The organism is Muribaculum intestinale (assembly GCF_002201515.1).
GTDB classification, from domain to species: domain Bacteria; phylum Bacteroidota; class Bacteroidia; order Bacteroidales; family Muribaculaceae; genus Muribaculum; species Muribaculum intestinale.
On record NZ_CP021421.1, the window covers coordinates 1,709,683 to 1,734,087 of the forward strand.

Annotated in this window: 17 protein-coding genes; 9 read left to right on the top strand and 8 right to left on the bottom strand. The window is 51.7% G+C overall.

Annotated features, from left to right (window positions below):
* Positions 1-120 precede the first annotated feature (120 nt).
* Positions 121-2,199, top strand: a complete 2,079-nt coding sequence (locus ADH68_RS06950; RefSeq protein ID WP_068961426.1) for a SurA N-terminal domain-containing protein — start codon at positions 121-123, stop codon at positions 2,197-2,199.
* A gap of 248 nt (positions 2,200-2,447) precedes the next feature.
* Here the strand turns inward: ADH68_RS06950 and ADH68_RS06955 are convergent, their stop codons facing one another.
* From ADH68_RS06955 to ADH68_RS06975, 5 genes are all read right to left on the bottom strand, one after another.
* A complete protein-coding gene (locus tag ADH68_RS06955) occupies positions 2,448-3,737 on the bottom strand; it encodes an MATE family efflux transporter (protein ID WP_068961425.1) in 1,290 nt (429 codons plus the stop codon).
* Between the two features lie 63 nt (positions 3,738-3,800).
* The gene (locus ADH68_RS06960; protein ID WP_068961424.1) at positions 3,801-5,810 is read right to left on the bottom strand and encodes an OPT family oligopeptide transporter; all 2,010 of its coding nucleotides are present in this window, start codon (positions 5,808-5,810) and stop codon (positions 3,801-3,803) included.
* Positions 5,811-6,060: 250 nt separating this feature from the next.
* Positions 6,061-6,561 (bottom strand): thioredoxin family protein, encoded by a 501-nt coding sequence (locus ADH68_RS06965; RefSeq protein WP_068961423.1) that lies wholly within the window; start codon positions 6,559-6,561, stop codon positions 6,061-6,063.
* A gap of 368 nt (positions 6,562-6,929) precedes the next feature.
* Entirely contained in the window at positions 6,930-8,513 is a 1,584-nt protein-coding gene (locus ADH68_RS06970; protein WP_068961422.1) for a DUF6056 family protein, read from the bottom strand.
* 41 nt (positions 8,514-8,554) lie between these two features.
* The gene (locus tag ADH68_RS06975; RefSeq protein ID WP_084274103.1) at positions 8,555-10,393 is read right to left on the bottom strand and encodes an LTA synthase family protein; all 1,839 of its coding nucleotides are present in this window, start codon (positions 10,391-10,393) and stop codon (positions 8,555-8,557) included.
* Between the two features lie 295 nt (positions 10,394-10,688).
* Between ADH68_RS06975 and rpsA the strand changes: the two genes are divergently transcribed.
* The 4 genes from rpsA to ADH68_RS06995 all read left to right on the top strand — a co-directional run bounded on the left by rpsA (position 10,689) and on the right by ADH68_RS06995 (position 14,868).
* The gene (gene rpsA, locus ADH68_RS06980) at positions 10,689-12,470 is read left to right on the top strand and encodes a 30S ribosomal protein S1 (protein ID WP_068961420.1); all 1,782 of its coding nucleotides are present in this window, start codon (positions 10,689-10,691) and stop codon (positions 12,468-12,470) included.
* 219 nt (positions 12,471-12,689) lie between these two features.
* Complete coding sequence (gene prmC / locus ADH68_RS06985; RefSeq protein ID WP_068961419.1) at positions 12,690-13,568, top strand: peptide chain release factor N(5)-glutamine methyltransferase; 879 nt, start codon at positions 12,690-12,692, stop codon at positions 13,566-13,568.
* Between the two features lie 84 nt (positions 13,569-13,652).
* On the top strand, positions 13,653-14,177 hold the full coding sequence (locus tag ADH68_RS06990; RefSeq protein WP_068961418.1) for a regulatory protein RecX: 525 nt from the start codon (positions 13,653-13,655) through the stop codon (positions 14,175-14,177).
* Positions 14,143-14,868: a ComF family protein gene (locus ADH68_RS06995; protein WP_157755874.1), complete on the top strand. Its 726-nt coding sequence runs from the start codon at positions 14,143-14,145 to the stop codon at positions 14,866-14,868. The genes ADH68_RS06990 and ADH68_RS06995 overlap by 35 nt, the downstream gene beginning before the upstream one ends.
* On the opposite strand, the gene ADH68_RS07000 is transcribed toward ADH68_RS06995, so the two are convergent.
* The 3 genes from ADH68_RS07000 to ADH68_RS07010 form a co-directional block, all read right to left on the bottom strand.
* Positions 14,808-15,638 carry a DeoR/GlpR family DNA-binding transcription regulator gene (locus ADH68_RS07000; protein WP_068961417.1) on the bottom strand — a complete coding sequence of 277 codons (831 nt, stop codon included), beginning with the start codon at positions 15,636-15,638 and terminating at the stop codon, positions 14,808-14,810. The genes ADH68_RS06995 and ADH68_RS07000 overlap by 61 nt on opposite strands.
* 163 nt (positions 15,639-15,801) lie before the next feature.
* Entirely contained in the window at positions 15,802-16,719 is a 918-nt protein-coding gene (locus ADH68_RS07005) for a helix-turn-helix transcriptional regulator (RefSeq protein ID WP_068961416.1), read from the bottom strand.
* Between the two features lie 18 nt (positions 16,720-16,737).
* Complete coding sequence (locus ADH68_RS07010) at positions 16,738-17,943, bottom strand: exo-beta-N-acetylmuramidase NamZ family protein (RefSeq protein ID WP_084274101.1); 1,206 nt, start codon at positions 17,941-17,943, stop codon at positions 16,738-16,740.
* Between the two features lie 289 nt (positions 17,944-18,232).
* Between ADH68_RS07010 and ADH68_RS07015 the strand changes: the two genes are divergently transcribed.
* The 4 genes from ADH68_RS07015 (at position 18,233) to ADH68_RS07030 (ending at position 24,364) form a co-directional block, all read left to right on the top strand.
* On the top strand, positions 18,233-20,014 hold the full coding sequence (locus ADH68_RS07015) for a hypothetical protein (RefSeq protein ID WP_128712237.1): 1,782 nt from the start codon (positions 18,233-18,235) through the stop codon (positions 20,012-20,014).
* A 20-nt stretch (positions 20,015-20,034) separates the two neighbouring features.
* A complete protein-coding gene (locus tag ADH68_RS07020; RefSeq protein ID WP_068961413.1) occupies positions 20,035-21,477 on the top strand; it encodes a DUF5723 family protein in 1,443 nt (480 codons plus the stop codon).
* 132 nt (positions 21,478-21,609) lie between these two features.
* Positions 21,610-22,278 (top strand): SGNH/GDSL hydrolase family protein, encoded by a 669-nt coding sequence (locus ADH68_RS07025; RefSeq protein WP_068961412.1) that lies wholly within the window; start codon positions 21,610-21,612, stop codon positions 22,276-22,278.
* A 4-nt stretch (positions 22,279-22,282) separates the two neighbouring features.
* On the top strand, positions 22,283-24,364 hold the full coding sequence (locus tag ADH68_RS07030; protein WP_068961411.1) for a GDSL-type esterase/lipase family protein: 2,082 nt from the start codon (positions 22,283-22,285) through the stop codon (positions 24,362-24,364).
* The last annotated feature ends 41 nt before the right edge of the window (positions 24,365-24,405 follow it).

Below are 24,405 nucleotides of genomic sequence, written 5' to 3' on the forward strand. Positions count from 1 at the left end.
GTGGTCCCGGATTGGGATAATACGGCAAATTTCGTAACTTTGTGCGATTTTACCCCCAAAAGTAAAGTTTTGCGGGTGAAGACCAATCAATTACGCAATTAAAAAACAGATAAAATATAAATGGCAACACTTGAAAAAATCCGCAAGAGATCGACACTGCTCCTTGTTGTGGTAGGCGTCGCTCTTCTGGCATTCATCATCGGAGACTTCTTTACATCCGGACGCACTCTTTTCGGCACAGGTACCACTATAGCCAAAGTGGGTGACAGAAAAATTGACGTGCAGGATTTCCAGCGTCGCAATGAAGAGGCATCGCAGCAGATGCAGCAACAGCAGCCTAACAGCAAGATTGATCCTGCTGTCATGCAGGCTCAGGTGCTTCAAAGCATGATTCAGGAGTCGCTCCTTGATGAGGAAATGAATCGCCTCGGCATCACAGTCACCGATGCAGAACTTTCCAAGGCTATGACCGGCGCCAACGCTCATCCCTACATGATGCAGTTTGCCCGCCAGATGGGAGCCGAGAGCCCCGACCAGGTGTATGACTATGCATTCAATCCCACAAAATACAATCTTCCGGCAGAAACTGCCCAGCAGCTGCAGCAGATGTGGCTTGCTCAGGAAAACCAGATGAACCAGATGCTGAAGATTCAGAAGCTGCAGACTCTTCTTACCGGCGCTCTTGTGGCCAACGATCTTGACGCCAAGGAGTACTATGCCGGCAACGCTTCTACAAGTCATATCGCCTACGCTTCCAAGAATTTCAGCACAATGCCCGACGAAGAGTATCCCGTAAGCGACAGCGAACTCCGCGACGCCTACAACAAGGAGAAAGAGGCTTACCGTGTGGATGACGAGACCCGCCGCGCCAACTTCATCGTTGTCAACGTCGCTCCCTCGGCAGCCGATAAGGCCGAAGGCCAGGCGCTAGTTGACTCGGTTATCGTAAATCTCCGCAACACTCCCGCCATCGATGCTGTAGCCGGCGACACCAACTTCGGTGTCAACCGCACATCGTCGACAGCAGCCGCAGTAAGCAGCCCTGTACTCCGCGCTTTCCTCGCCGACTCGGCAGTAGGCGCAGTGGCCCAGATAAGCTATATCGACGATGAGTTCACAATCGCCAAACTTATCGGCAAGAAGAATGCAGTAGACTCAGTGAACCTCGACATCATCCAGTTCCAGGGCAATGCCGCCGCCCGCGACTCGCTCCTCGCCGCCCTCAACTCCGGCAAGACCGCAGCCGACGTGGCAGACACTCCCGGTGTGCTCGACAGCCGCTCTAATCTCTGGCAGACTCTTGCCTCGGCTCCCGACAATGATGTCAAGACTCGCATCCTTGAGGCTGGCAACGGCTACTTTATCGCCGACAGCGCCGCCAACATGGCAAGCATCATCCGTGTAAACTCAAAGAAGGCTCCTGTCACCATCTACGACTACGCTACAGTAAACTATAAGGTATATCCCTCCGACGCCACTGTCGACAAACTCAACGACGACCTCCAGGCTTTTGTAAGCGGTATCAGCAATGCCGACTCCCTTACCATGAGCAAGGCTATCGCAGCCGGATATACTCTCCAGCCCGCTACTGTCACAGCCAACTCCTATATGATAGGCAATGTGCCTTATACCCGCAATGTGGTAAAATGGGTGATGGACGCCAAGGCCGGTCAGGTAAGTCCCGTACTTCAGGACAGCCAGAACGACAATCTTATCGTAGTCGCTCTCAACGATATTGTGAAGCCCGGCTATATGCCGATGAACGACGAGGCCATCAGCGCCGCTCTTACCCGCAAGGTACGCAACGACAAGAAGGCCGCCGCCATTATCGAGCAGGTCAAGGGCAAGGCAAGCGACATCAACGGCTATGCACGTCTGCTTGGCTCGCAGGTCGACTCAACCGAAGTGACCTTTGGCCAGATGTACATCCCCGGTATCGGTGTTATGGAGTCGGCTCTCCTTGGTCAGGTGCCTGTGGCTCCCAAGGGGAAGGTTTCCGAGCCTGTACAGGGCAACAACGCAGTGTTTGTATATACCGTTTATGAGGTAGACAATCAGGGCCGTCCCTACAACTATCAGGAAAATGCCGCCCGCTTCAACCAGCAGTTCGGTTCTCAGGCCGTGATGCAGAATCTTATCGGCATCATGATGGAGAAGGAGAAGGTTGAGAACAACACTCTCAAATTCTATACTGAATAATTTTAGTTCCCTAATATTATACCCGGGATATCCGGATAGGCCGGATATCCCATTTTTATCCTAATTCATCTTCTTTGCTAACCTTTTGCCGGAACACTTACCTTACCATCATCCGGCAATACCTGAAACCGAGAAAAAACACAAGAGCACAATCTTCATCGCCGAAGGTTGTGCTCTTATTTTTTGGAGGATTGAGGGTGAGATGACTTCAAATTTTTAGACAGGGAATCTTGAGGATGGCGGCGAAATCAGTAGAGGCGGCGGGCGAAGAGAGTAAGGATTAGGCCACGTACTGACAGGTATATGATAAATGCGAGCCAGAGCCCGTGGTTGGCAAGCCGTGGAAATGCTATGGTCTCGGCAATGAAGAATGCTGCGGTGGCCATCGCCATAGACATAAGCATGCGCCGTGTGGCCGTGGTTCCGATGAATATACCGTCCCATGTGAACGCAAGAAATCCGGCAATCGGCACTGTTGCGGTCCAGAGCAGATACTCGTGAGCCATGGCGTTTATGCCGAGGTCGGAACTCAGCAGATGCAGTATCCGGTCTCCCGCAAGGATATATATGGCGCAGAATATTATTGCAACGGCGGCTCCCCAGCGTAGGAGGGCGCGTATGGCACGCCGCATCATCATGTGGTCGGCTGCTCCTTTATATCGTCCGGTGAGCGCCTCGCCGGCAAAGGCAAATCCGTCCATGAAATATGAGAATAATGTAAAAAACTGCATCAGCAGTGCGTTGACGGCAAGCATGCGTTCGCCCTGTATCGCCCCCATGCGTGTAAACCACATTGTTACCGACACAAGGCATACTGTGCGCAGAAATATGTCGGTATTGACCCGGAAGAAACGCTTCAGGCGCGGCATATCGAAGATATCGCGCAAAGGCGCGCGGGCGTCGGAACAACGCCGCAGAGCCAGAAGCAGCAGGACAGAGAATCCCGTCCATTGGGCTATCAGCGTTCCTGTGGCGATACCCGCTATCCCGAGGTGGAATATGTACACGAGCGAGAGGCTTGCGACTATATTGGTGACGTTAATCAATATGGATGTCCACATTGTCACCTTTGAGTTCTGCATTCCAAGAAACCATCCCGAAAGTGCGAAAGTGGCCAGATAGGGTGGGGCTCCCCATATCAGTATATGAAAGTATTCCGAGGCCAGCGCCGATGTGGTGTCGTCGGTGTCCATAAACCGAATAATCATGTCGCAAATCGGAGTGCGCAGAGCAATCATTGCCAAGCCGGCTATGATTGCCACAAGGAGAGCCTGCCGCAGTATGGTGGCAGTGGCGGCTGAATCGTCAGCGCCGTAGGCCTGTGCGGTCATGCCGCTGGAGCCCATGCGGAGGAACCCGAACAGCCAGTAGAGCATGTTGAACATCGAGCCGCCGACTGCTATGGCTGCGATATATACAGGCGCCCCCATGTGTCCGGCTATGGTCACATCCATCAGGGCCAGGAGCGGGGTGGTGATATTAGTGACAATCGAGGGCACCGCAAGCTGTAGAATGTTGCGGTTGACCCCCGATTGCATGGGAATAGGATGTATGTTCACGAAATATTGTTATTCCGAATTAGAGCATGTTTACATAACCATTCAGGCTTTCTTTGCGCGCATGCAGTCCCAAAGGAGATAAATTATAAGCAATGCATAAAGCACGATGCCGAGAGTCTGGGTGGTGGAGCCTGAAAGCGGATTGGTGTATTCGAATCCGCAGAAGCGTGTGAGCGCTGCGAACACTCCGAACAGAGCGCCTCCGGCGATGAGACCCGATGAGATGAGTGTGCCACGGTCGCGACGTGCTGCGTTTACAGCTTCATCCTTCGAGCGAGAGCCTACCCACCATGCTATGGCACCACCTACGAGGAGCGGTGTGTTGAGCTGGAGGGGGATAAACATGCCAAGGCAGAAGGCGAGGGCCGGTACGCCGAGCCAGTTGAGGATGAGAGCGAGTACCGCTCCGGCCATATAGAGAATCCATGGGGTGTCGCCGCCCATCATGAGAGGCTCGATGACGCGAGCCATGGCATTGGCCTGTGGAGCTGCGATGATGTCGGGGTTGGAGAAGTCGTACACCTTGTTCAAGACAAGTATCACACCGCCTACAGTGGCTGCGGAAACGAGTGTGCCGAGGAACTTCCAGCATTCCTGTTTGCGGGGTGTGGAGCCGAGCCAGTAACCGATTTTCAGGTCGGTGACAAAGCCTCCTGCCATCGACAGGGCGGTGCAGACAACGCCTCCGATTACCATTGATGCCACGATGCCCGATGTGCCGCTGAGGCCTACTCCCACGAATATTGCCGATGCTATGATGAGGGTCATCAGGGTCATGCCCGATACGGGGTTGCTGCCTACAATAGCGATGGCGTTGGCTGCCACTGTCGTAAACAGAAACGCGATTACGGCGACTACCACCCATGCCACAAGGGCCTGCCAGAAGGAGTGGATGACTCCGAACCAGAAGAACAGCAACACGGCTACGAGAGCTACTACAATCATGTATACAATCGCCTTCATGGAGATATCTGTCTGCCAGCGTACTTCTTTTGCAGCAGAGCTTTTACCCTTTAGCTCGCGTCCTGCAAGCCCTACGGCTTGCACGATAATGCCCCACGACTTGATGATGCCGAGCACTCCGGCCATGGCGATTCCGCCGATGCCAATCAGTCGGGCATAGTCGCTGAATATTGCTCCCGGAGCGAGCGATGTTATTTCAGGGGCGCCGTATGTGCCGATGAGGGGTATGAGCACCCACCATACGAAGAATGAGCCGGCACATATGATGAATGCGTAGCGTATGCCGATTATATATCCCAGACCAAGCAGAGCCGCGCCGGTGTTTACGCTGAATACGAGTTTGGTCTTCTCGGCCAGCGTAGCACCCCACTGCGATGCTATGGAGGTTACGTTTTCGGCCCACCATCCGAATGTGGCGAGCAGGTAGTCGTAGATACCACCGATGAGCGAGGCTATTACGAGTGTCTTGGCCTGAGAGCCGCCTTCGGCGCCTTTCCCTTCTCCGGAAATCAGCACCTGGGTTGTGGCTGTGGCTTCGGGGAAGGGGTATTTGCCGTGCATGTCCTTCACGAAATATTTGCGGAAGGGGATGAAAAAGAGTATGCCGAGTATACCTCCGAGAAGCGAGGAACAGAATATCTCGAGGAAGTTGACTGTGATTTCAGGATATTTGGCCTGAAGGATATAGAGAGCCGGCAGAGTGAAGATGGCTCCAGCCACAATTACGCCCGAACATGCTCCGATAGACTGGATTATTACATTCTGGCCAAGCGCATTGCGCTTTCCGAGCGCCCCACTGAGGCCTACGGCGATGATGGCAATCGGTATGGCCGCCTCGAATACCTGCCCCACGCGTAGCCCCAGATAGGCGGCAGCGGCAGAGAATATTACTGCCAGCACAAGGCCCATACCCACGGAGTAGGGTGTTACTTCCGGATAGTCGTGGGCCGGATGCATTACGGGTGTGTAGCTTTCATCGGCGGCGAGCTCGCGGAATGCGTTTTCCGGTAGTCCGGCGGGGCCGTTGTCGGCTGTCGTTGCGTCAAATCCGTCGGGATTGACATTTCCATGCGATTTTTTTTCAGACATTTCGATATGTGATAATTGATTCTTTTGCGCGAATTTAGCGAAAAATCATGAGAAAGAGGGCCGCCGTCATGGGATAGACATAAAAAAATCGCTCATCGCGTCGAATTACGCGGTGAACGATAGATTGTGGTCGGACCGATGGCGACTGTGTTTTCTTGATAAGTTGTGAGTAACCTCTGTATAGCCGTTGCGGTCGTTGCTTGAATTCTGCGTATGTCTGTCCCTGTATGTTTTTCGGGACAAGGAGCTATTATATAGCTTCCCTGATTGTCCGGGCTGAAGGATTGACGGCAACAATCTGTCCGTCGGGATTGATAAGGAATGCCTTCATGCCGGCTTCGAGGTGGTAGTTGCGGGCGAGACTGCTTCGCATCTGTCCATCCCCGACATAAAATTGTGACTTCGCGTTAAGGCCGTCCCTGCGCACTATCTCACGAAAAAGGCTTGACGAACGGTCGAAGTTGACCGCCAGGTGACGGAATTGCTCATTGCCTGCGCTATCTGTAGTTGCACTGTGTAGGCGTGAGTACTCTTTTGCGGCGAGCCTTGAAGAGGCATCGGCCGAACTCCAGAACTGGAGGAGTATCCACTCGCCCTTAAGGTTGTCGAGCTGCACGAGTGAATCGGCGCGTTCGATTTTGAATACCGGAGCTTTTGAGCCTTTGGCGCCATCGACGGCGCGGTCGGTAGCTGCGGTAAACAGGGCGATCAGAGCTGCGAAGAGCACAATGATAAACATTGGTTTCTTCATCAGTTTGTATTAATGTTAGCACTTACAGTCTGTCCGGTGCTTTAGGGGGAGATGCCGCGTTGCGCCTAATAAATGTGTGCAATCGTAAATAATGGCGGGCGCGGAGCTCCGGAAGTCTGTTGCCGATTTTCGGCGCGGGCCGGCCTCTGCCGGCTCGTTTCCGAACCTCTGTCCGGAGTGGATTTTTTATTTCCACAGTGCAAAGGTACGAAAAAGTACCCGTCTGTCCAAATCTATCCGTTGATAATGACCGTTTTAGCGCAATTAGTAGGCTGAAAACGCTCTCCGGGAGTGGGTTTTAACGACTTGGTTAATCTCTGTTAAAACCATGTTTTACAACATGGTTATACGGCAATTTTCGTCTTGCGTCAGTATGATTCCTTTATGTTGAGGAACGGTCCTTTTACTTGAATTCTTGTGGGGAATCCGGCTATCCACCTCTCGCCATTGTTGGCTATGAACGGGACAAACATCACATACGACCCGACTTCCTCTCCGCCGGCGAGAGTGAATCTCCAGTTGTATGGGAGCTTGTCGGCATCGATATTGTCACCTTTCATTAATATTATATCTCCGGCCTGACAGAAAACGGGTTTTTCCGGTATAGTGACAGGATTGCTGAAATCATACCTTTCGAGTACCTTCGGCAGCACGGGAGGGATATCTTCCGGACGACCGTATATATTGTTTACAAACCGGATTTGTCCGCTTGTATACCATATGTCGACTATCGGGTGGGATAATGTCCACCACGGCGCATGGCGAATGGTATCCATATATATTGTCTCGTCGCTGTCCACGTCTTTAAGCAGCATGGTTATTTGATGGTTTTCGTCAAATATCTTGAATTGCCATAGCAATACACCGGAGTAGAACAGGCATACGGAGATTAGCGATACTATAACGGCTGTTGTCGATGACTTTTGAAAGGGGTTGATTCCGAGTGATTTAACAGTGCGTAGGAGTAATATAATCAACAGCAGATTTAATCCGGTAGTGGCGCGCGCGGGAGCTTTTAATATGATTACCATTATTGCCGATATCGATGCCGTAAGAATCAGATATTGGTTCAACCTGTCGGAAATGATTGAGTTAAGTACCTGGCGGGATTTTCTGAACGGCAGAGCGGCGATTGCGACCGTAGACATGGCGAGGAGCACCGGTGTGGTTTTTACCAATGTTCTGAGATAGGGTAGGAGATGCTGTTGCGTCCTGGAGTCCATGACGGTGAAAAATCTCGTCCAAATAGCCGGAGAGCCTGCGCTGATGATAGTTCCGCACAAAAGCGCTATGTATACTCCCCACCATTGTCCCGGCATGGAAAAACGTCGGGTTGCTGCAATGACAGATAATGCGGCAAGCAGTGGCATTGAAAATCCTTCATGGAATACTCCTGTCAGAAATGCTACGAATATAATCAGGCAATAACGGGCGTTGCGGAACCGCCGGCCCGATCCGATGCGATACGCGGCCCATATGGTGGCGAGTGTCAGCAGGGTGGACGGAAAATAGTTGAGAGCATAGTCGATAAGCATGAGTGAGCTGTAGTCATGCCAGGGGAGGAGCAGTATGCAGCATATCCATACCGACATGAGAAGAAGCGGGCTGACGGGGCGGCTGCCGTTGACCAGACTTGCTGCTGACAGATATATGGCACAGATTATCACGGCAAGGATGATGGCCCAAGCCAATTTGGGCATCCATAGTACGACGGGCGCACACAGCATGTTGGCAAGCCGGCCGTTTTCATATAGCCATAAATCGCGTACATAGTTGCAGTAGCCCGACAGCGATGGCAAAATGCTCCCGTTGTTGGCGGTGAGGTATTTGTCCCAGAACATATAATCGTCAATCATAATCGGGCATAGCCACGAAAATGAAGCATATATCAGAATGATTGCCAGGATGATAATTGACATAAGCGTTGTGTCCTTGGCTAAAAGTCCTTTCATGTGCGTCGGTTTATGATGAGTTGATATATTGAACTATTATTTCAATCAGTAGCTGACGGCGGTAGTATTGTGCTGTCGATGCCGAGTGAGTCGAGGATGTAGCGCTTGTTGTCGGCGACAATCCATCTGTAGGAGAGTTCTGCCGCGCGTTGCTGTCTTGCGATACCGGCAGTGTCGCTCATTGCGTTGCCGGCGATGGAGCCATCGTGGCGCAGAGCGAATCCGGGGATTTCCCGCAGGAGGCTTTTGCCGAATCCATGCCATGTGACGGAGTCCCATAGCCCCATGGCATCGACGATGGTCGGGAACACGTCAATCTGTCCTACGGTTTCGTCGTTGGTGAACCCCGGTAGGCCGGAGTTGACGATGGTAAAAAGCAGCCGGTCGTCGGACATGGCGGGGCTAAGACACATCCTGCGTGCTTCGTGGTCGGAGACTATTACAACGATGGTGTTTTCACGGAGCGTGGTGTGCCATAGACGGTCAATGAATGTGCCAAGGGCCTTGTCGAAGACTGCGCATGCCTCCAGATAATTTTTGTCGGTATCCTCCATGTCGGGCACCTGTGAAATCCATGTTGTCGCCGGCGGGGCCTGGATATAAGGGTCGTGCATCGACAAGGTGGTGATTACCGCGATAAACGGCTCTTGCATTTCCGAAATTATATTGTAGGCTTTGCTCAGGAGTATGCTGTCGGCTTCGACCACCGGGTCATCGTCGGCCAGAGTGTGTCTCATCTCCTTGAATCCATATGCCTTGCTGGTTGAGGCATGATTCCATAATCGTGGATTTTCAGGGATTATCTCTATTGAATAATATGTATCGCGAAGCATTCGCGGTAATGACGGATATGGGCCTTCGGGCGATATGGCGCACATAGGGTCGGATGGCGACGGGTATATGCCGGTATTATACATCAGTTGTCCGTCGCTGCTTCGGCCGTTGCCGACCTGGGGACATACTGATGTGAATGTAATGGACGTAGAGTCGGCGATGAGCCGGTTGAGATTGGGCATCGCCTTTCTGTTGCCGGCGCTCCATTCGCAGGCGGTGGTGTTGAGCGACTCTACGATTATCATTATCAGATTCTTTTGCCGGAGAGTGCCGGGAGGGGATGTCTGATGTTCCGAATCATGCCATGTCTTTATTGCATTGATGTCTTCTGCTGACATCGCGGCGGCACCGGCAATGATGTTACAGGTATGCCATGCATCAATCAGATATGCGCCGGAGATGCCATGTCGGATGATGTCGGAGTAAAAGGAGGCATTGTTCTGGAAGAAGAGTCTTGTTTTTTCAGGTAAGGAGGCATTTTCAGGCATGTGTCCTCTGCTGATAGAGTAGATCGTGAAGTCGCGGAAATGCTTGTATTGTGACAGTGAGATTATTACGGCAGAGAGTATCAGAACTGTTATTTTGGCTTTTCCTGAAATCCGGGTGCTTGCAGTTTTATCAAAGGCTGTGAACCCAGTGATAGCTGTAATGGCGGGAGGAATGAAAAGTATGAAATCATACCACTTTATAGATGACAGTGCCGAGCGCAGTATGATGCTGTCGACCGTGGTGCATAGCCTTAGCGTTGAGAATGTGATTAGGTTGTGGAAGTTGCGGAAATACAGTATGTTGACAAAAAAGAATATGGCGACGAGTGTGAAAATCGTTGTTGTGATGTATCTTCCTCTGGGCCATAACAGTATCGCCGGCAAGGTCAACAGTATGGCTTCGGGCAGTAGATGGGATATGAATGTAACGGGATTAGATGCGGGTATTTTTATGATAATCAGGAATGTAGCCATCAACAGAAGCGCTGATGTGAAATCGACGGCAAATAGGGTTAGCAGAGATTTATGTGTTATGATATGGTTTCGAAGAAATCTCATATATGAGTGATTTTATACAAAGGTATATATTTTGTGCCTAATATTATTAATTTAGGGTGGAAGTATTTGTGTAAACGAAAGTTATGTAGTAACTTTGCGGGACGCAATGCAGAGGGGGCGAAGAGTGCCTGATGGTGCTTGTCAGCGACTGGGCAGGGTGTTGACGCGATGAACGTCATGGCCGGTTCCGCAGAGGGATTGGTGACGTTCGGAGGCACGTCGACACGGCTCATGCCGGTGAAGTGCCGCCTGTGGGTTGCGTACAATTAATTAACTTATTTTATTAACCTTTTTAATGAACGAAGAAATTAAAACTTCACCCATCGAGGACTTCGACTGGGAAGCCTATGAAAAAGGCGAACAGAAAGGCACCAAGAGCCGCGAAGAACTCACCAAGACTTATGACGAGTCGCTCAACACTGTAAAGGACAAAGAAGTAATCGAAGGTACCATCATCGCCCTTAACAAGCGTGAGGCAGTGGTTAACATCGGCTACAAGAGCGACGGCATCATCCCTGTAAACGAATTCCGCTACAATCCCGACATCAAGGTAGGCGATACAGTAGAGGTATTCATCGAGAATCAGGAAGACAAGAAGGGTCAGCTGATCCTCTCTCACCGCAAGGCACGCATGTCGCGCAGCTGGGAGCGTATCAACCAGGCTCTGGAGAACGACGAGGTAATCAAGGGCTTTATCAAGTGCCGCACCAAGGGCGGTATGATTGTCGACGTATTCGGCATCGAGGCCTTCCTCCCCGGCTCACAGATCGACGTGAAGCCTATCCGCGACTACGACATCTTCGTGGGCAAGACCATGGAGTTCAAGGTCGTTAAGATCAACCAGGAATTCAAGAATGTTGTTGTCAGCCACAAGGCGCTCATCGAGGCCGAGCTGGAACAGCAGAAGAAAGAAATCATATCGAAGCTCGAGCGCGGCCAGGTGCTCAAGGGCGTAGTGAAGAACATCACCACCTACGGTGTGTTCATCGACCTTGGCGGCGTAGACGGCCTGATCCACATCACCGACCTGAGCTGGGGCCGCGTAAGCCACCCCGAAGAGGTAGTGAAGCTTGACCAGGAACTCGACGTTGTAATCCTCGACTTCGACGACGAGCGCAAGCGTATCGCCCTCGGTCTCAAGCAGCTCCAGCCCCATCCCTGGGATGCTCTTGACTCAGAGCTCAAGGTTGGCGACAAGGTCAACGGCCGCGTAGTGGTTATGGCCGACTACGGTGCGTTTGTTGAAATCGCCCCCGGCGTAGAGGGTCTTATCCACGTAAGCGAAATGTCGTGGAGCCAGCACCTCCGCAGCGCTCAGGACTTCATGAAGGTAGGCGACGAGGTAGAGGCCGTAATCCTCACCCTCGACCGCGACGAGCGCAAGATGTCGCTTGGCATCAAGCAGCTTAAGAAGGATCCCTGGGAAGATATCGAAGTACGCTATCCCATCGGCTCTAAGCACACTGCCAAGGTTCGCAACTTCACCAACTTCGGTGTATTTGTTGAAATCGAGGAGGGCGTTGACGGCCTGATCCACATCTCTGACCTCAGCTGGACCAAGAAGGTTAAGCATCCTTCTGAATTCACTCAGCTCGGCGCAGAAATCGAAGTTGTTGTTCTCGAAATCGACAAGGACAACCGTCGTCTGTCGCTCGGACACAAGCAGCTCGAGGATAATCCCTGGGAAGGACTTGAGGCTATCTTCACCCCCGGCAGCATCCAGGAAGGTACTATCGTTGAGATGCAGGACAAGGGTGCCGTTATCTCACTTGACCACGGTATGGAAGGCTTCGCTACTCCCAAGCACCTCGTTAAGCAGGACGGCTCTATGCCCAAGGTTGGCGACACGCTCGACTTCAAGGTTATCGAGTTCAACAAGGACAACAAGCGTATCTTCCTCAGCCACAGCCGTATCTTCGAGGATGAGGCTAAGGCCGAGAAGAACGAGGCACGCAAGGCACGTCGTCAGAACAGCCGTCGTGAGGAGCAGCCCGTGCTCAACACTCCCATCGAGAAGACAACTCTCGGCGACCTCCAGGAGCTCGCCGCTCTCAAGGAGAAGCTCGCAGGCAAGTAATATCTTGCTCTACGAGAATAAACGCAATGGTAGCGCGATGCCCGCAAGGGTATTCGCGCTGCTTTTTTTATATAGGATGGTCCTCTACATGCCGGATATGTACACATGTCGGGTGTGTAACCCTTTTTGGGGAAAATTGCTGGAATCCGTGCATACGGAAACGTCGGCAATTTGTTATCTTTGTAAATGTAACCTGTCAGGTTCAGAAAAACAATTGATATGGAAAAGCGGATATTACCGGATAAGGCCACGATAGGAGCGCTTGCTGATGCACTCCGTCATGCTCTTTCCCCGCGCTACGGCAACGGAGAGGCTGGTGCTATGACGAAAATTATATTTGAGGAGTCGTTGAGGCTCTCGCCGGTCAACGTTGTGTTGCGGCGTGATGAAGAGGTTATGCCGGAGACTCTGATGCGTATCGACAGAGTTGCGGCACGTCTGCTCGCCGGGGAGCCTATACAATATATATATGGACATACGCAGTGGTATGGCGCTGAACTGAAGGTTACGCCCGATGTGCTTATTCCTCGCCCCGAGACCGCGCAGCTCGTCGATATGATTGTAGACCGTTGGGGCGACAGACGCGATTTGCGCGTAATGGATCTCTGTACCGGCTCGGGATGTATAGCCGTGACGCTTGCACGCGTACTCCCGTTTGCCCGGGTGGATGCTGTCGACATATCGGATGCGGCGCTCGGCGTAGCGCGTGAGAATGCTTTGGCGCAGCATGTCAGAGTCGACTTCGCTCAGTCCGATTTGCTTTCCATGAAGACGCCTGCCGCCCCGGAGTATGATATAATAGTGAGCAACCCTCCATATATACCTCAGAGCGATGCCAAGGGGATGGACCGTAACGTGCTCGACTACGAGCCCGGTCTGGCCCTGTTTGTGCCCGACGCCGACCCGATGAAGTTCTATCGCCCGATTGCGACGTATGCTTCCGGAGCGTTGCTTCCCGGAGGCATGCTTTATGTGGAGCTTGACCCTGCCGGTGCAGAGAAAGTAATCGGCTGTATGCGCGATGCCGGACTTACCGATGTGACATCTTACCGCGATTTTGCCGGACTCACACGCTTTGCCTCGGCCCGTAAAGAATGATTATATGGATTATCGGTAAAACAATATCCACGAGTCTGATACAATTCCGGTATAAACACGAGTCATGAATCCCATATTCCCTGTATGATAAGCAAGAAGACTGAAATATCGCCCGACAAGGCTCTGGAACGCCTGGAGGCGCTTTGTGCAAAATCAGAGAGATGTACCGAAGAGGTGCGCCGCAAGCTCTATGCGTGGCGTATAGGCCCGGAGGATATCGACAGCATAATTTCGAGCCTGAAGGAGCGCAGGTATATCGACGACGAGCGTTTTGCCCATGCCTATGTGCGTGACAAATGGCTTTTCAGCCACTGGGGGCGGCGCAAGATTCTCATGGGGCTTGCTGCAAAACGCATACCCTCGGATATGGCCAAGGAGGCCGTGGATGAGGAGATTGACCAGGACAGATATTATGCCGGACTGCTTCATGCCGCATGTGCGCGTCTGTTGCGCCTGGGTGGAGTGGAGGCCGGTTATGAGGGTGGCACCAAGGTGTTGAGATCGCTTGTGAGCGCAGGATATGAACCGTCGCTGGCTGCCCGCGCTGTGCGTGAGGCGGCCATGCAGATTGCCGATGAGGCCGAAGTGTATGGCGGGGAGTCTGATTGACAGGGCCGCAGCCTATGTGGCTGACCTTGTGTTTCCACACGTATGCGCGGTATGCGGGCGCTCTCTTGTTGCGGGTGAGGAGGTGTTGTGCCTCCATTGCCGTAGCGCTCTGCCCCAGACCCACATGCATCTCATGTCGCCCAACCCACTTGAGGAAAGACTTGTCGGCACTGTTCCTGTCGAGCGCGCTGTGGCCTACTGCCACTATGACCGAGGGTCGGCATATGCACGCCTGATACAGCATGCCAAATATCATGGCCGGCCCGTGATAATGAGGTGGCTTGCACGGAGGTATGCCGCGGGATTGCACCGTGAGGGATTTTTCGACGGAATCGACGGTATATTGCCTGTGCCGATGCATTTCCTGAAAAGGATGCGCCGTGGGTTTAATCAGGCCGAGTGGGTGGCGCGCGGTGTGCAGGATGCCACCGGTCTACCTATGTTCGACAATCTTGTCGCAGCACATGGCCACTCCTCGCAGACACGTCGCGGAGGGTTCGGGCGATGGCAGAACGCCCAGTCGCTCTATAAAACAGTGCGGCCCGGCGATATCGACGGGCTGCATCTGCTTATAGTTGATGATGTGGTGACTACCGGAGCCACTGTGCTGGCCTGTGCGGCAGCGTTGCGTCAGGCTTCTCCTACTGCCAGATTGTCGGTGTTGGCTATCGCAAGCGCACGGATGTCGTGATTTTCATCGGGCACAATTGTGAGTTCAATGCCTAGGCTTTCGATGCGCTGGGCCAGTTTGTCAGAGATGCGTGAATCAGTTATGATGAGATCAATCTCGTCCATGTTTGCGATTTTGCTGAATCCGCGACGGCGGAATTTGGAAGAGTCGGCCAGCACGATGGTCTTTTGTGCCGAGCGCATCATGGCTTTGTTGAGGTCGGCCTCACGGATGTCGGTGGTTGTGATGCCGAATTCCAGGTCGATGCCGTCGACTCCGAGAAACAGTTTGCTGCAAGAGAAATCGGCCAAAGGAGCTTCCGCATATTTTCCTACAGTCGACAGCGAGCTGTGGCGCAGCGAGCCGCCGAGTTGTACTATCTCGATGGCTTCGTTGCTTCCGAGGATTTCCGACACTTGAAGCGATGCCGATATCACGGTCAGTTTATGGATAGGACGTATGGAGCGCGCCATTGCGAGCACAGTGGTGCCCGATGCGATGATTACCGAATCGTCCTTTGTGATGAGTGATGCGGCAGCCTTTCCGATGAGTTTCTTCTCCTCACGGTATAGTTTTTCCTTTTCGTTGACCGAACGGTTGTTGATATAAGGATTAATCAGAATTGCTTTTCCATGGCTACGGTAAAGTTTGTTCTCCTTTTCAAGTTCTGTTAGGTCCTTGCGTATTGTTACGGCCGACACTGCCAGTAGCGACGACAGGTCGGATACCATAATCGACTCGTGTTTGATAAGGGTGTCGATAATTAATGAGTGGCGTTCTTCTTTTGTCATATGTGTTTAGGCGTGATATATACTGACTGGTCAGAGATGCAAATATAATGAAAAGTTCCGATAAAATAGGCGTGTCATTACAGGAGCATGCTATAAAGCATGTTTAATATATTATCGGAGCGACTCTTAAGCGGGCTCTGAATCATGCCTGCACATCACGATGTCACGGCTCCGGAAACAGAGACGTGTCGGCATATGTGTCGAGTGTCTTTTTGAGCGAGTCGACCATTATGGCCCGTAGTTCGGGCGGAGACAGTACAGTCACTTTCGGACCATATGACAGTATCTCCTGCACGAAGTCGGGGGTGAGCTTTATTTTGAAATAGAATATCGAGTAGCTGTCGTGTATGACCTCCTGCTGGGAATGGTGTAGCGGTACCGAGCGGAAGTATTTCGCCTGACGGGAGTCGGTGCGCAGAGCCACACGCTTTACCTCACCTTCGTCGAACACTATACCATAACTGTCGTGAAAATAAGCCTCGGCATTGAAGTCGTCGGGAATTTCATACAGTGTAGTCAGCAGGGTCACCTCCGACATGCGGTCGAGTGCATATGTCTTGATTGTGTTCTCTTTTACATTACGTCCTGTCAGATACCATCTTTGGCGGAATATTTTCAGGAAGTAAGGTTCTACTACGATGTCGGGAGTAGGATTTATGCGCGAATAGGGATGATACGAGAATTTTATCTGACGGCGTTCCTTCAGAGAGTCGACTGCGATTGACAGATGCTGTCTGGCCGAAGGCACGTTTTCAAGAAATATCTTGTCGCCTATATCGCGTGCATCATTCAGCAGATTGCCTATCGACGCTGAGTTGAGCAGCCAGTTCATCACACTCTCGTGGTGCTCGTCGTCGTGAGCTATGAAATATTCGAATGTCGACGGATTGCATTCGATGTTGACTTTAAACAGTTCTTCTATGGCATTGCGGTATGCATAGAACGTACGCCTCGGCATCGGTTCGCCGTTGGAGAATGACGAGCGTATCCATAACTGGTTGATTTGCTCGCGGGTGAGAGCTCCATAGCGCTTTATTGTGTCGATGAGCCATATGTAGCGTGAGAAAAGATCGCGTGACATGGTATATTCAAGGTAGTATTATTTTTCCGGATAGAGTAGATATTTATGGCGCAGCTGCTTGAACCTGTATACTTCATCGGCCCATGAGTCTCTGATTTTATCGGCAGGAGTGCCGAGCAGAATCATTCTCCGTATGGATGCATTTCCTGCGAGTTTGTCAAAAAATCGGCTGAAAAATTTGTCGGCACCCCTCTGCATGTGGGAATACGCATCGATTACATAGGCTGGGTCAAATCCCGTGTTGAGAGCGTCGGCGTCGGATATGCCGCGCAGGTCTACTCCCTGGCATACCTTTCCCAAATGAGGCGGCTGCTTGGCTCCGGGCATACTGCGGGGAGTGAATGAAAATCCACGGGGCTCCATATCGGGATGTCCGTATATGGTGAACGGGGAGTCGGTGCCGCGCCCCACGCTTGCTGTCGTACCCTCCATGAGGCATAGTGACGGATACAGGCCGATGGCCTTGGTCGAGCGCAGGTTGGGTGATGGAGCTACCGGCAGGTTGTAGCGTGTGGCATGTGTATAGTCCAGGCAAGGCACAACGGTGAGGTCACACTTCAGATTTCCGTCGAGCCACCCCTCGCCATTGGCGGCGAGAGCCAGTTCGCCCATGGTCATTCCGTGTACGACAGGTATAGGCAGACGCCCGACTCCGGAGCGGAGTTTCATGTCGAGCACCGGGCCGTCTACAATCCATCCCAACGGGTTGGGGCGATCCATCACGATTACCGGAATGCCGGCTTTGGCGGCCCCTTCCATTACCTTTATCATTGTTATATGATATGTGTAGAACCTCACTCCTACATCCTGCAGGTCGATGGCTACGGCATCGATTCCATCAAGAGCGCCTTGTGGGAGCCCCGTGCTCCCTCCGGTATATAGCGACACGACCGGAAGCCCGGTTGGCGCATCGATACCGGCCGATACATGTTCGCCGGCATCGGCTGTCCCTCTGAATCCATGTTCAGGCGATAGCAGTCGGGTTACTTTAACGCCTGCTCCGAGCATGGCGTCGAGAGTATGGCGTCCGTCGGGGAGAATTCCGGTATGGTTTGACAGAAGCGCTACCTTTTTCCCCGACAGCATCGGGGCATATATTTCTGTACGCGCTCCGCCTACGGTTACTTCTGTGGCGTTTGCCGGTATCATTCCGAAAAGGAATAGTGCCACTATCGACAATATAAATCCAACATTCACTATAAATAATTGTCGTAATATATTCATATTATAATTGTTGAGGTGAGAGGATGAGTGTGTAGCGCAAAGTTATGAAAACTATTGCACATTTGTGCGATTTGATAGCTGAAATTTTGGATAACATATAAAAAGAGCTTGTTTAATGATAATCGTGAAAGGAGATGCCCGGCAGATGTTGCTTTAACTATATTTTGCATAAATGTATTAATAATGATATTTTTCAAGGAAAAAATTAGATTACTTTATGTGATTTAGTTGGAATATATTAAATTTGCAACGGAAATTTTATAAATTTAATAAATATAAACCATTAAAAATGCATTATCACAGAGGTATCTATAGCCTTATGGCTATTGGAGCGATGTTCGGGATGCAGGGATGCGTAGACCATGGTTACGATCTGTCCCAGGATATCGATATGACAATGGAGTTTGGAGGAAATCTAACCCTCCCGCCAAGCAGTGTCGCGCCCTACAGCATGAAGAAAATCATGAATCTACCCGATGATGGGAGCAGCTCGATACGACCCGACGGAGCTCTTTACGGACTGTCGGCGGGCGATTATGTGCTCGTTCAGAGCGGTAGCGGCAGCAGCACTACATTCTCCGTCGACGAGGTAGTAATCACGAATCTGTCGGCTGCGGGAGCCAACCAGTCCATACCTGTCAATTTTACAGTTCCAGCCGGTGTCACTCTGCCTACATTCGGTATTCTTATCGGTGGGAACGCGACATCTTCGGGGCTCGTGCAGAAAATCGATGCAATCGAGAATACCGTGCACATGAGCGAATCCGGTGTAAACCGCGACCTTGTAAGCCTTAACCGTATCGGTACCGATATCAGAGGCGTGTTCAACATGTGGGTAGGTATGAACAACAGTCGGATAGACGCTAAAATCAAGCGTGGTTTCCGCGTGTCATTCGACCCGTCACTCTCGCTTGAGGTTGTGTCGGCCAACGTTGACTGTGCTTTCGAGGGGAGCGACCTGGTATTCAACGCCGACGCTACTGTCAGCAGCCTTGATCTGGTAATCCGTATTACCGGCATGGACTGCTCTCGTTTGCCCTCCGGACAGGGGCTTGTAAACCACAATTTTATCTTCGACGGAAAAGTCACCACTACCGGCGAGATTGAAGTGTCGGGCGTGTCGGTTCCGGCAGGAGATGTCTCGTTTAATATAAACACCTCATTCTCACTCAGCTCGGCTGTGATTAAGAGCATAGAGGGCGTGGTAAATCCTACTGTCACTATCGACAACACCTCATTTGCCATCAACGATATTCCGGATTTTCTCAACGACGGCTCGTCCAATCTTGATATCGACAATCCGCAGATATATCTTACCGTCGATAACTCGTCGGAAGTATCGGCCGACATCAATGTCACGCTGCGCTCTGTTTCCAATGAGAAGGGGTTGCTCGCCAGTGTCAATGTCGGCGGCATACGCGTGGTCCCCGGACATAATGTAATATGTATATCACGTACCGGACAGGGCAATCGCAATGATATTACCGGCAATGTCACCTCATCAGATCTTACCAATTTGATTTCCACTATTCCCGACTATATCGAGGTTGCCGACTGTCAGGTAGCTGTAGTGCAGCAGCCGGTTGAGTTTGTACTTGGGCGAGACTACTCGTTTACTACCGCCAACGAAGTCATTGCCCCGCTCGCTTTCGGACCGGCGCTTACATTCACATATTCCGATAAGGAAGAGGGATGGGACGAAGACCTCGAGGACTACAACTTCAAGCGTGTGATTATTTCCGCACAGACCACGAATACAATCCCCCTGTCGATGACTCCCTCGGTGAGAGCCATCTTCAAGGATGACCCCAACGGCGACCGCTCACGCGACATCCGTGTGAATGTTACCGGGAATATCGCGGCAGGCACATTGTCGTCGCCGAGCCAGAGTTCATTTACCGTAGAGCTTGTAAGCGAAGTGGCCAATCTCGCCGGTCTCGATGGTATCGAATATACATTCGCGGCAGACAGTCCCATTGTCGGCCAGCCGCTCAATGAATCGCAGGCTCTTACCATCAGCAAGCTGAGTGTGACTATCGCCGGCGGCATAATTGTAGACCTCAACGACTAACCTTCAACCATCAACTTGCAATGAAGCATACTATATATAAGGCAATGGCAGTCGCTGTCGTGGCGATGACTGCATTGACCGCCTCCGCACAGGAGGCACTCCGCTCGGCTTACTTTCTGCCGGGCTACAATTTCCGCCATGAGCTCAATCCGGCGCTTGCTCCTGAGCGCGGCTATGTGGCCATCCCGGCTCTCGGTGGGTTAAACATAGGCCTCAACAGCAATATCGGCCTCAGCACATTCCTTTATCCTGTCGGCGGCGGCCGGCTCACCACATTCATGAGTCCGACTGTCGGGACCGATGAATTCCTCGGCAAATTAAAGGATCGCAACCACTTTACCCAGTCGGCAAGCGTCAATCTTCTGTCGTTCGGATTCCGCGGATTCGGCGGCTACAATACCGTGGGCATCAGCGTGCGCGAAAGTGCGTCGCTGGTGATTCCCAAGGATATGCTTGCTTTTATGAAGCGCGGCATGACAGGCCCGTCGACCCATTATAACTTCAAAGACCTTGGCATAAATGCCAAGGTGATAGGTGAGATTGCTTTTGGCCATAGCCGTGCTATTACCAAAGACCTCCGTGTCGGGGCCAAGGTGAAGGTGCTCCTCGGCGGAGCCAATGTCAACGCCCGCATCAGCGATATGGATATAACCTTAAGCGACCAGATATGGCAGATAAAGGCACAGGGTGAGATGGCCATTGCTGCGGGCAAGGGATTGCGTGTGCCCACAAAGTATGAGCTCGGCAAGGAGTCGGCCTCTTCGCCTGACGCCAATATGGTGGAATGGGGTGATATCGACTACGACAGCTTCGGTATGTCGGGTTTTGGTCTTGGATTTGACCTCGGCGCCACATATCAGCTTCTTCCTAACCTCGAGTTGAGCGCCGCAGTGCTCGACCTCGGCATGATGAGCTGGAACAATGTGATAAAAGGTCAGACTCCATCCACTACATGGACATTCGACGGCTTCCAGGATATCGCTGTAGATTCTTCCGACCCAAATTACGAGGAAAACAAACTTGGCAATCAGTTTGAGAAACTCGGCGACGATATGGAGGAATGCCTCAACTTCCACCGCACAGAGACAGGAGCAAAGCGTACTACAGGCCTCGGCACTACCATAAGTGTGGGTGCAGCCTATACCGCTCCTGTCTGGAAGGGGCTCGTAGGCGGTCTGCTCCTTACCCAGCGTATCGACGGCATGTATTCCTGGACTGAGGGCCGCATTTCCGCCAACATCATTCCCTGCGGATGGTTTGACCTGTCGGCCAACTACGCTCTTTCGTCGTTTGGCAGCTCTCTGGGATGGGTCATCAACTTCCATCCGGCGGGATTCAACCTGTTCCTCGGCAGTGACTACCAGTTCTTCAAGGTCACCGAGCAGTATATCCCTGTGGGCAATGTAAATTTCAATGTACAGTTTGGCATAAACTTCACTTTCGGAAAGCGTAAGCGCGGCTGATACTACGGAATAATAAAAAGACAGATGGCCTACGGTAAATGCCTTAGGCCATCTGTCTTTTTTATAACGGAGTGCCGGATTAAAAATAGTTTTAATATCTTTGCATTTGAAAATAAGCTATAGAAATAAACCATGAAGAAAAAACTCTTTTTTTTAATGGCCATCTTGGCCCTTGCTTCGTCTATTCATGCGCAGGAGCGTAAATATTCAACATTCTATTACCAGCGTGCCACTCTTTTTGAGGAACTTCCGGTCACATCTTCCGACATAATATTTCTTGGAAACAGCATTACCAACGGTGGCGAGTGGGCCGAGCTTTTTGACAATCCGCATGTCAAGAACCGTGGCATCAGTGGTGATGTATGCATGGGAGTGTATGACCGACTTGATGCGATACTGAAAGGGTCGCCGGCAAAGATATTTCTTCTTATCGGCATAAATGATGTAGATCGTGGCGCCTCTGCCGACACGATTGTGGAGCGTATAGGCATGATTGTTGATAAAATCCGTAAAGACTCACCCTCTACTAAGATATATCTCCAAAGCGTACTTCCCGTATCCGACCATTATAAGATGTTCAACGGACATACCTCGCGCTGGCAGGTTGTCCCCGAGATAAACAAAGGCCTTGTGCGTCTTGCCGCCGACCGTGGAGTAAAATATATCGACCTCTACTCCCATTTCATTGACAATACCACAGGCAAGATGAATATCAAGTATACCAATGACGGCCTCCATCTGCTTGGAAAAGGATACAAAAAATGGGTAGGAATTGTAAAGCCTTATGTTGATGAGGAATAATTGTATGATAAGAAATACAGGGATATTATCATTGATTATCTGTCTGCTATGCTGTCAGCTGTCTTTTGCTAAAGATAAAATAAAGGTGGCATGTGTAGGCAACAGTATCACCTATGGTACCGGACTGGCCGACCGTGACACGGAGGCATATCCGGTGCGGTTGCAGGAAATGCTCGGCGACGGTTATATCGTAGGCAATTTCGGTAAGCCGGGAGCGACACTACTCAACAAGGGGCATCGTCCGTATACCCGTCAGCAGGAATATGTCGATGCGCTCGATTTTGCCGGCGATATTGTGGTGATACATCTTGGTATTAATGACACCGATCCGCGCAACTGGCCTAATTACCGCGATTTCTTCGTCGGTGATTATCTGAGCCTGATTGACACACTCCGTCAGGTTAATCCAAAGGCAAGAGTGATAATCGCACGCATGACTCCGATTGCCGACTGTCATCCGCGTTTCCTTTCGGGCACTCGCGACTGGCATGGCGAGATACAGTCGGCGATTGAGACTGTAGCCGGATATGCCGGAGTGGAGTTAATCGATTTCCATGCGCCGCTGTATCCCTATCCTCAGCTCTTTCCCGATGCTGTGCATCCCGATGCAGAAGGTGCTGCCATCCTTGCAAAAACTGTTTACTCCGCCATTACAGGCGATTACGGCGGCCTGGCCATGTCGCCCGTTTATACTGATAATATGGTGTTGCAACGTGATGAGCCGTTGCTTATCCAAGGCATTGCCGATGCAGGAGAGAAAGTAACGGTTGCCGTCAACGGCGTGAAGGCCGTCGCCACTGCGGCCAATGACGGCAAATGGCATGTCACTCTACCTCCGATGAAAGCAGGAGGTCCGTACGAGCTTATGATATCCACCCCTTCCAGGTCTCTGAAATACTCCGATGTGCTTGTCGGTGAGGTATGGCTCTGCTCCGGACAGTCGAATATGGAATTTATGCTGCGCCAGTCGGCTACAGCTCCCGGCGATGACAGCGGATGCGCTGACAATCAGTTGCGTCTGTACGACATGAAGGCGCGCTGGCGCACCGACCCTGTGCAGTGGGATGCATCGGTGCTTGATTCGCTCAACCATCTCCAGTATTACCGTAGCGCGGAATGGAAACCGGCTACTGCCGCCAATGCATCCGATTTCTCTGCCGTGGCATATTATTTCGGTAAGATGCTGCGCGACAGTCTGAATGTGCCGGTCGGTCTGATATGTAATGCCATAGGCGGCTCGCCCACTGAGGCATGGATAAGCCGCAACGCTCTTGAGTATGGATTCCCCGAGATATTGAGAGACTGGACCAACAACGATTTTATCCAGGACTGGGTACGTGGGCGTGCCGCTCTCAATGTAGGATTGGCTGAAAACAAGTCGAAGCAGAGACATCCTTACGAACCATGCTACCTGTACGAGTCGGGTATCCTTCCCCTTGACAGTTATCCTATAAAGGGGGTAATCTGGTATCAGGGTGAATCCAATGCCCATAACAGCGAGGCGCATGAGCGCCTCTTTCCCTTGCTGATTGACAGCTGGCGCAAGACATGGGAGAACGACAGTATGCCCTTCTATTATGTACAGCTCTCGAGTATCGACCGTCCGTCCTGGCCATGGTTTCGCGACAGCCAGCGCAGGATGATGGAGAAAATCCCTCATACCGCTATGGCGGTGTCAAGCGACTGGGGTGATTCGCTCGATGTGCACCCTGTCAATAAGCAGCCCATCGGCGAGAGACTTGGACGCCTGGCATTGCATGACACTTATGGATTGACGGCCACTGTGCCATGCGGTCCGTTGTTCAGGAGCGCAGATTTCTGTGCCGACGCAGTGTATGTCGACTTTGATTATGGCGACGGCATGACAAGTTCCGACGGGGCGCCCTTGCGTACGTTTGAACTTGCCGCTACCGAAGGACTGTACTACCCTGCTGTCGCTGAAGTGACGGATGACGGGCGCTTGAAAGTCTACAGCGAAAAGGTGGCCTCCCCACGCTATATACGTTATGCATGGCAACCGTTCACTCGCGCCAATCTTGTAAACTCAGCCGGCTTGCCGGCATCCACTTTCCGCGCAGAGAAGTAAAGTCGGTTAATCTGCCGAATGGAATCCGGTTGTTCTGCCGG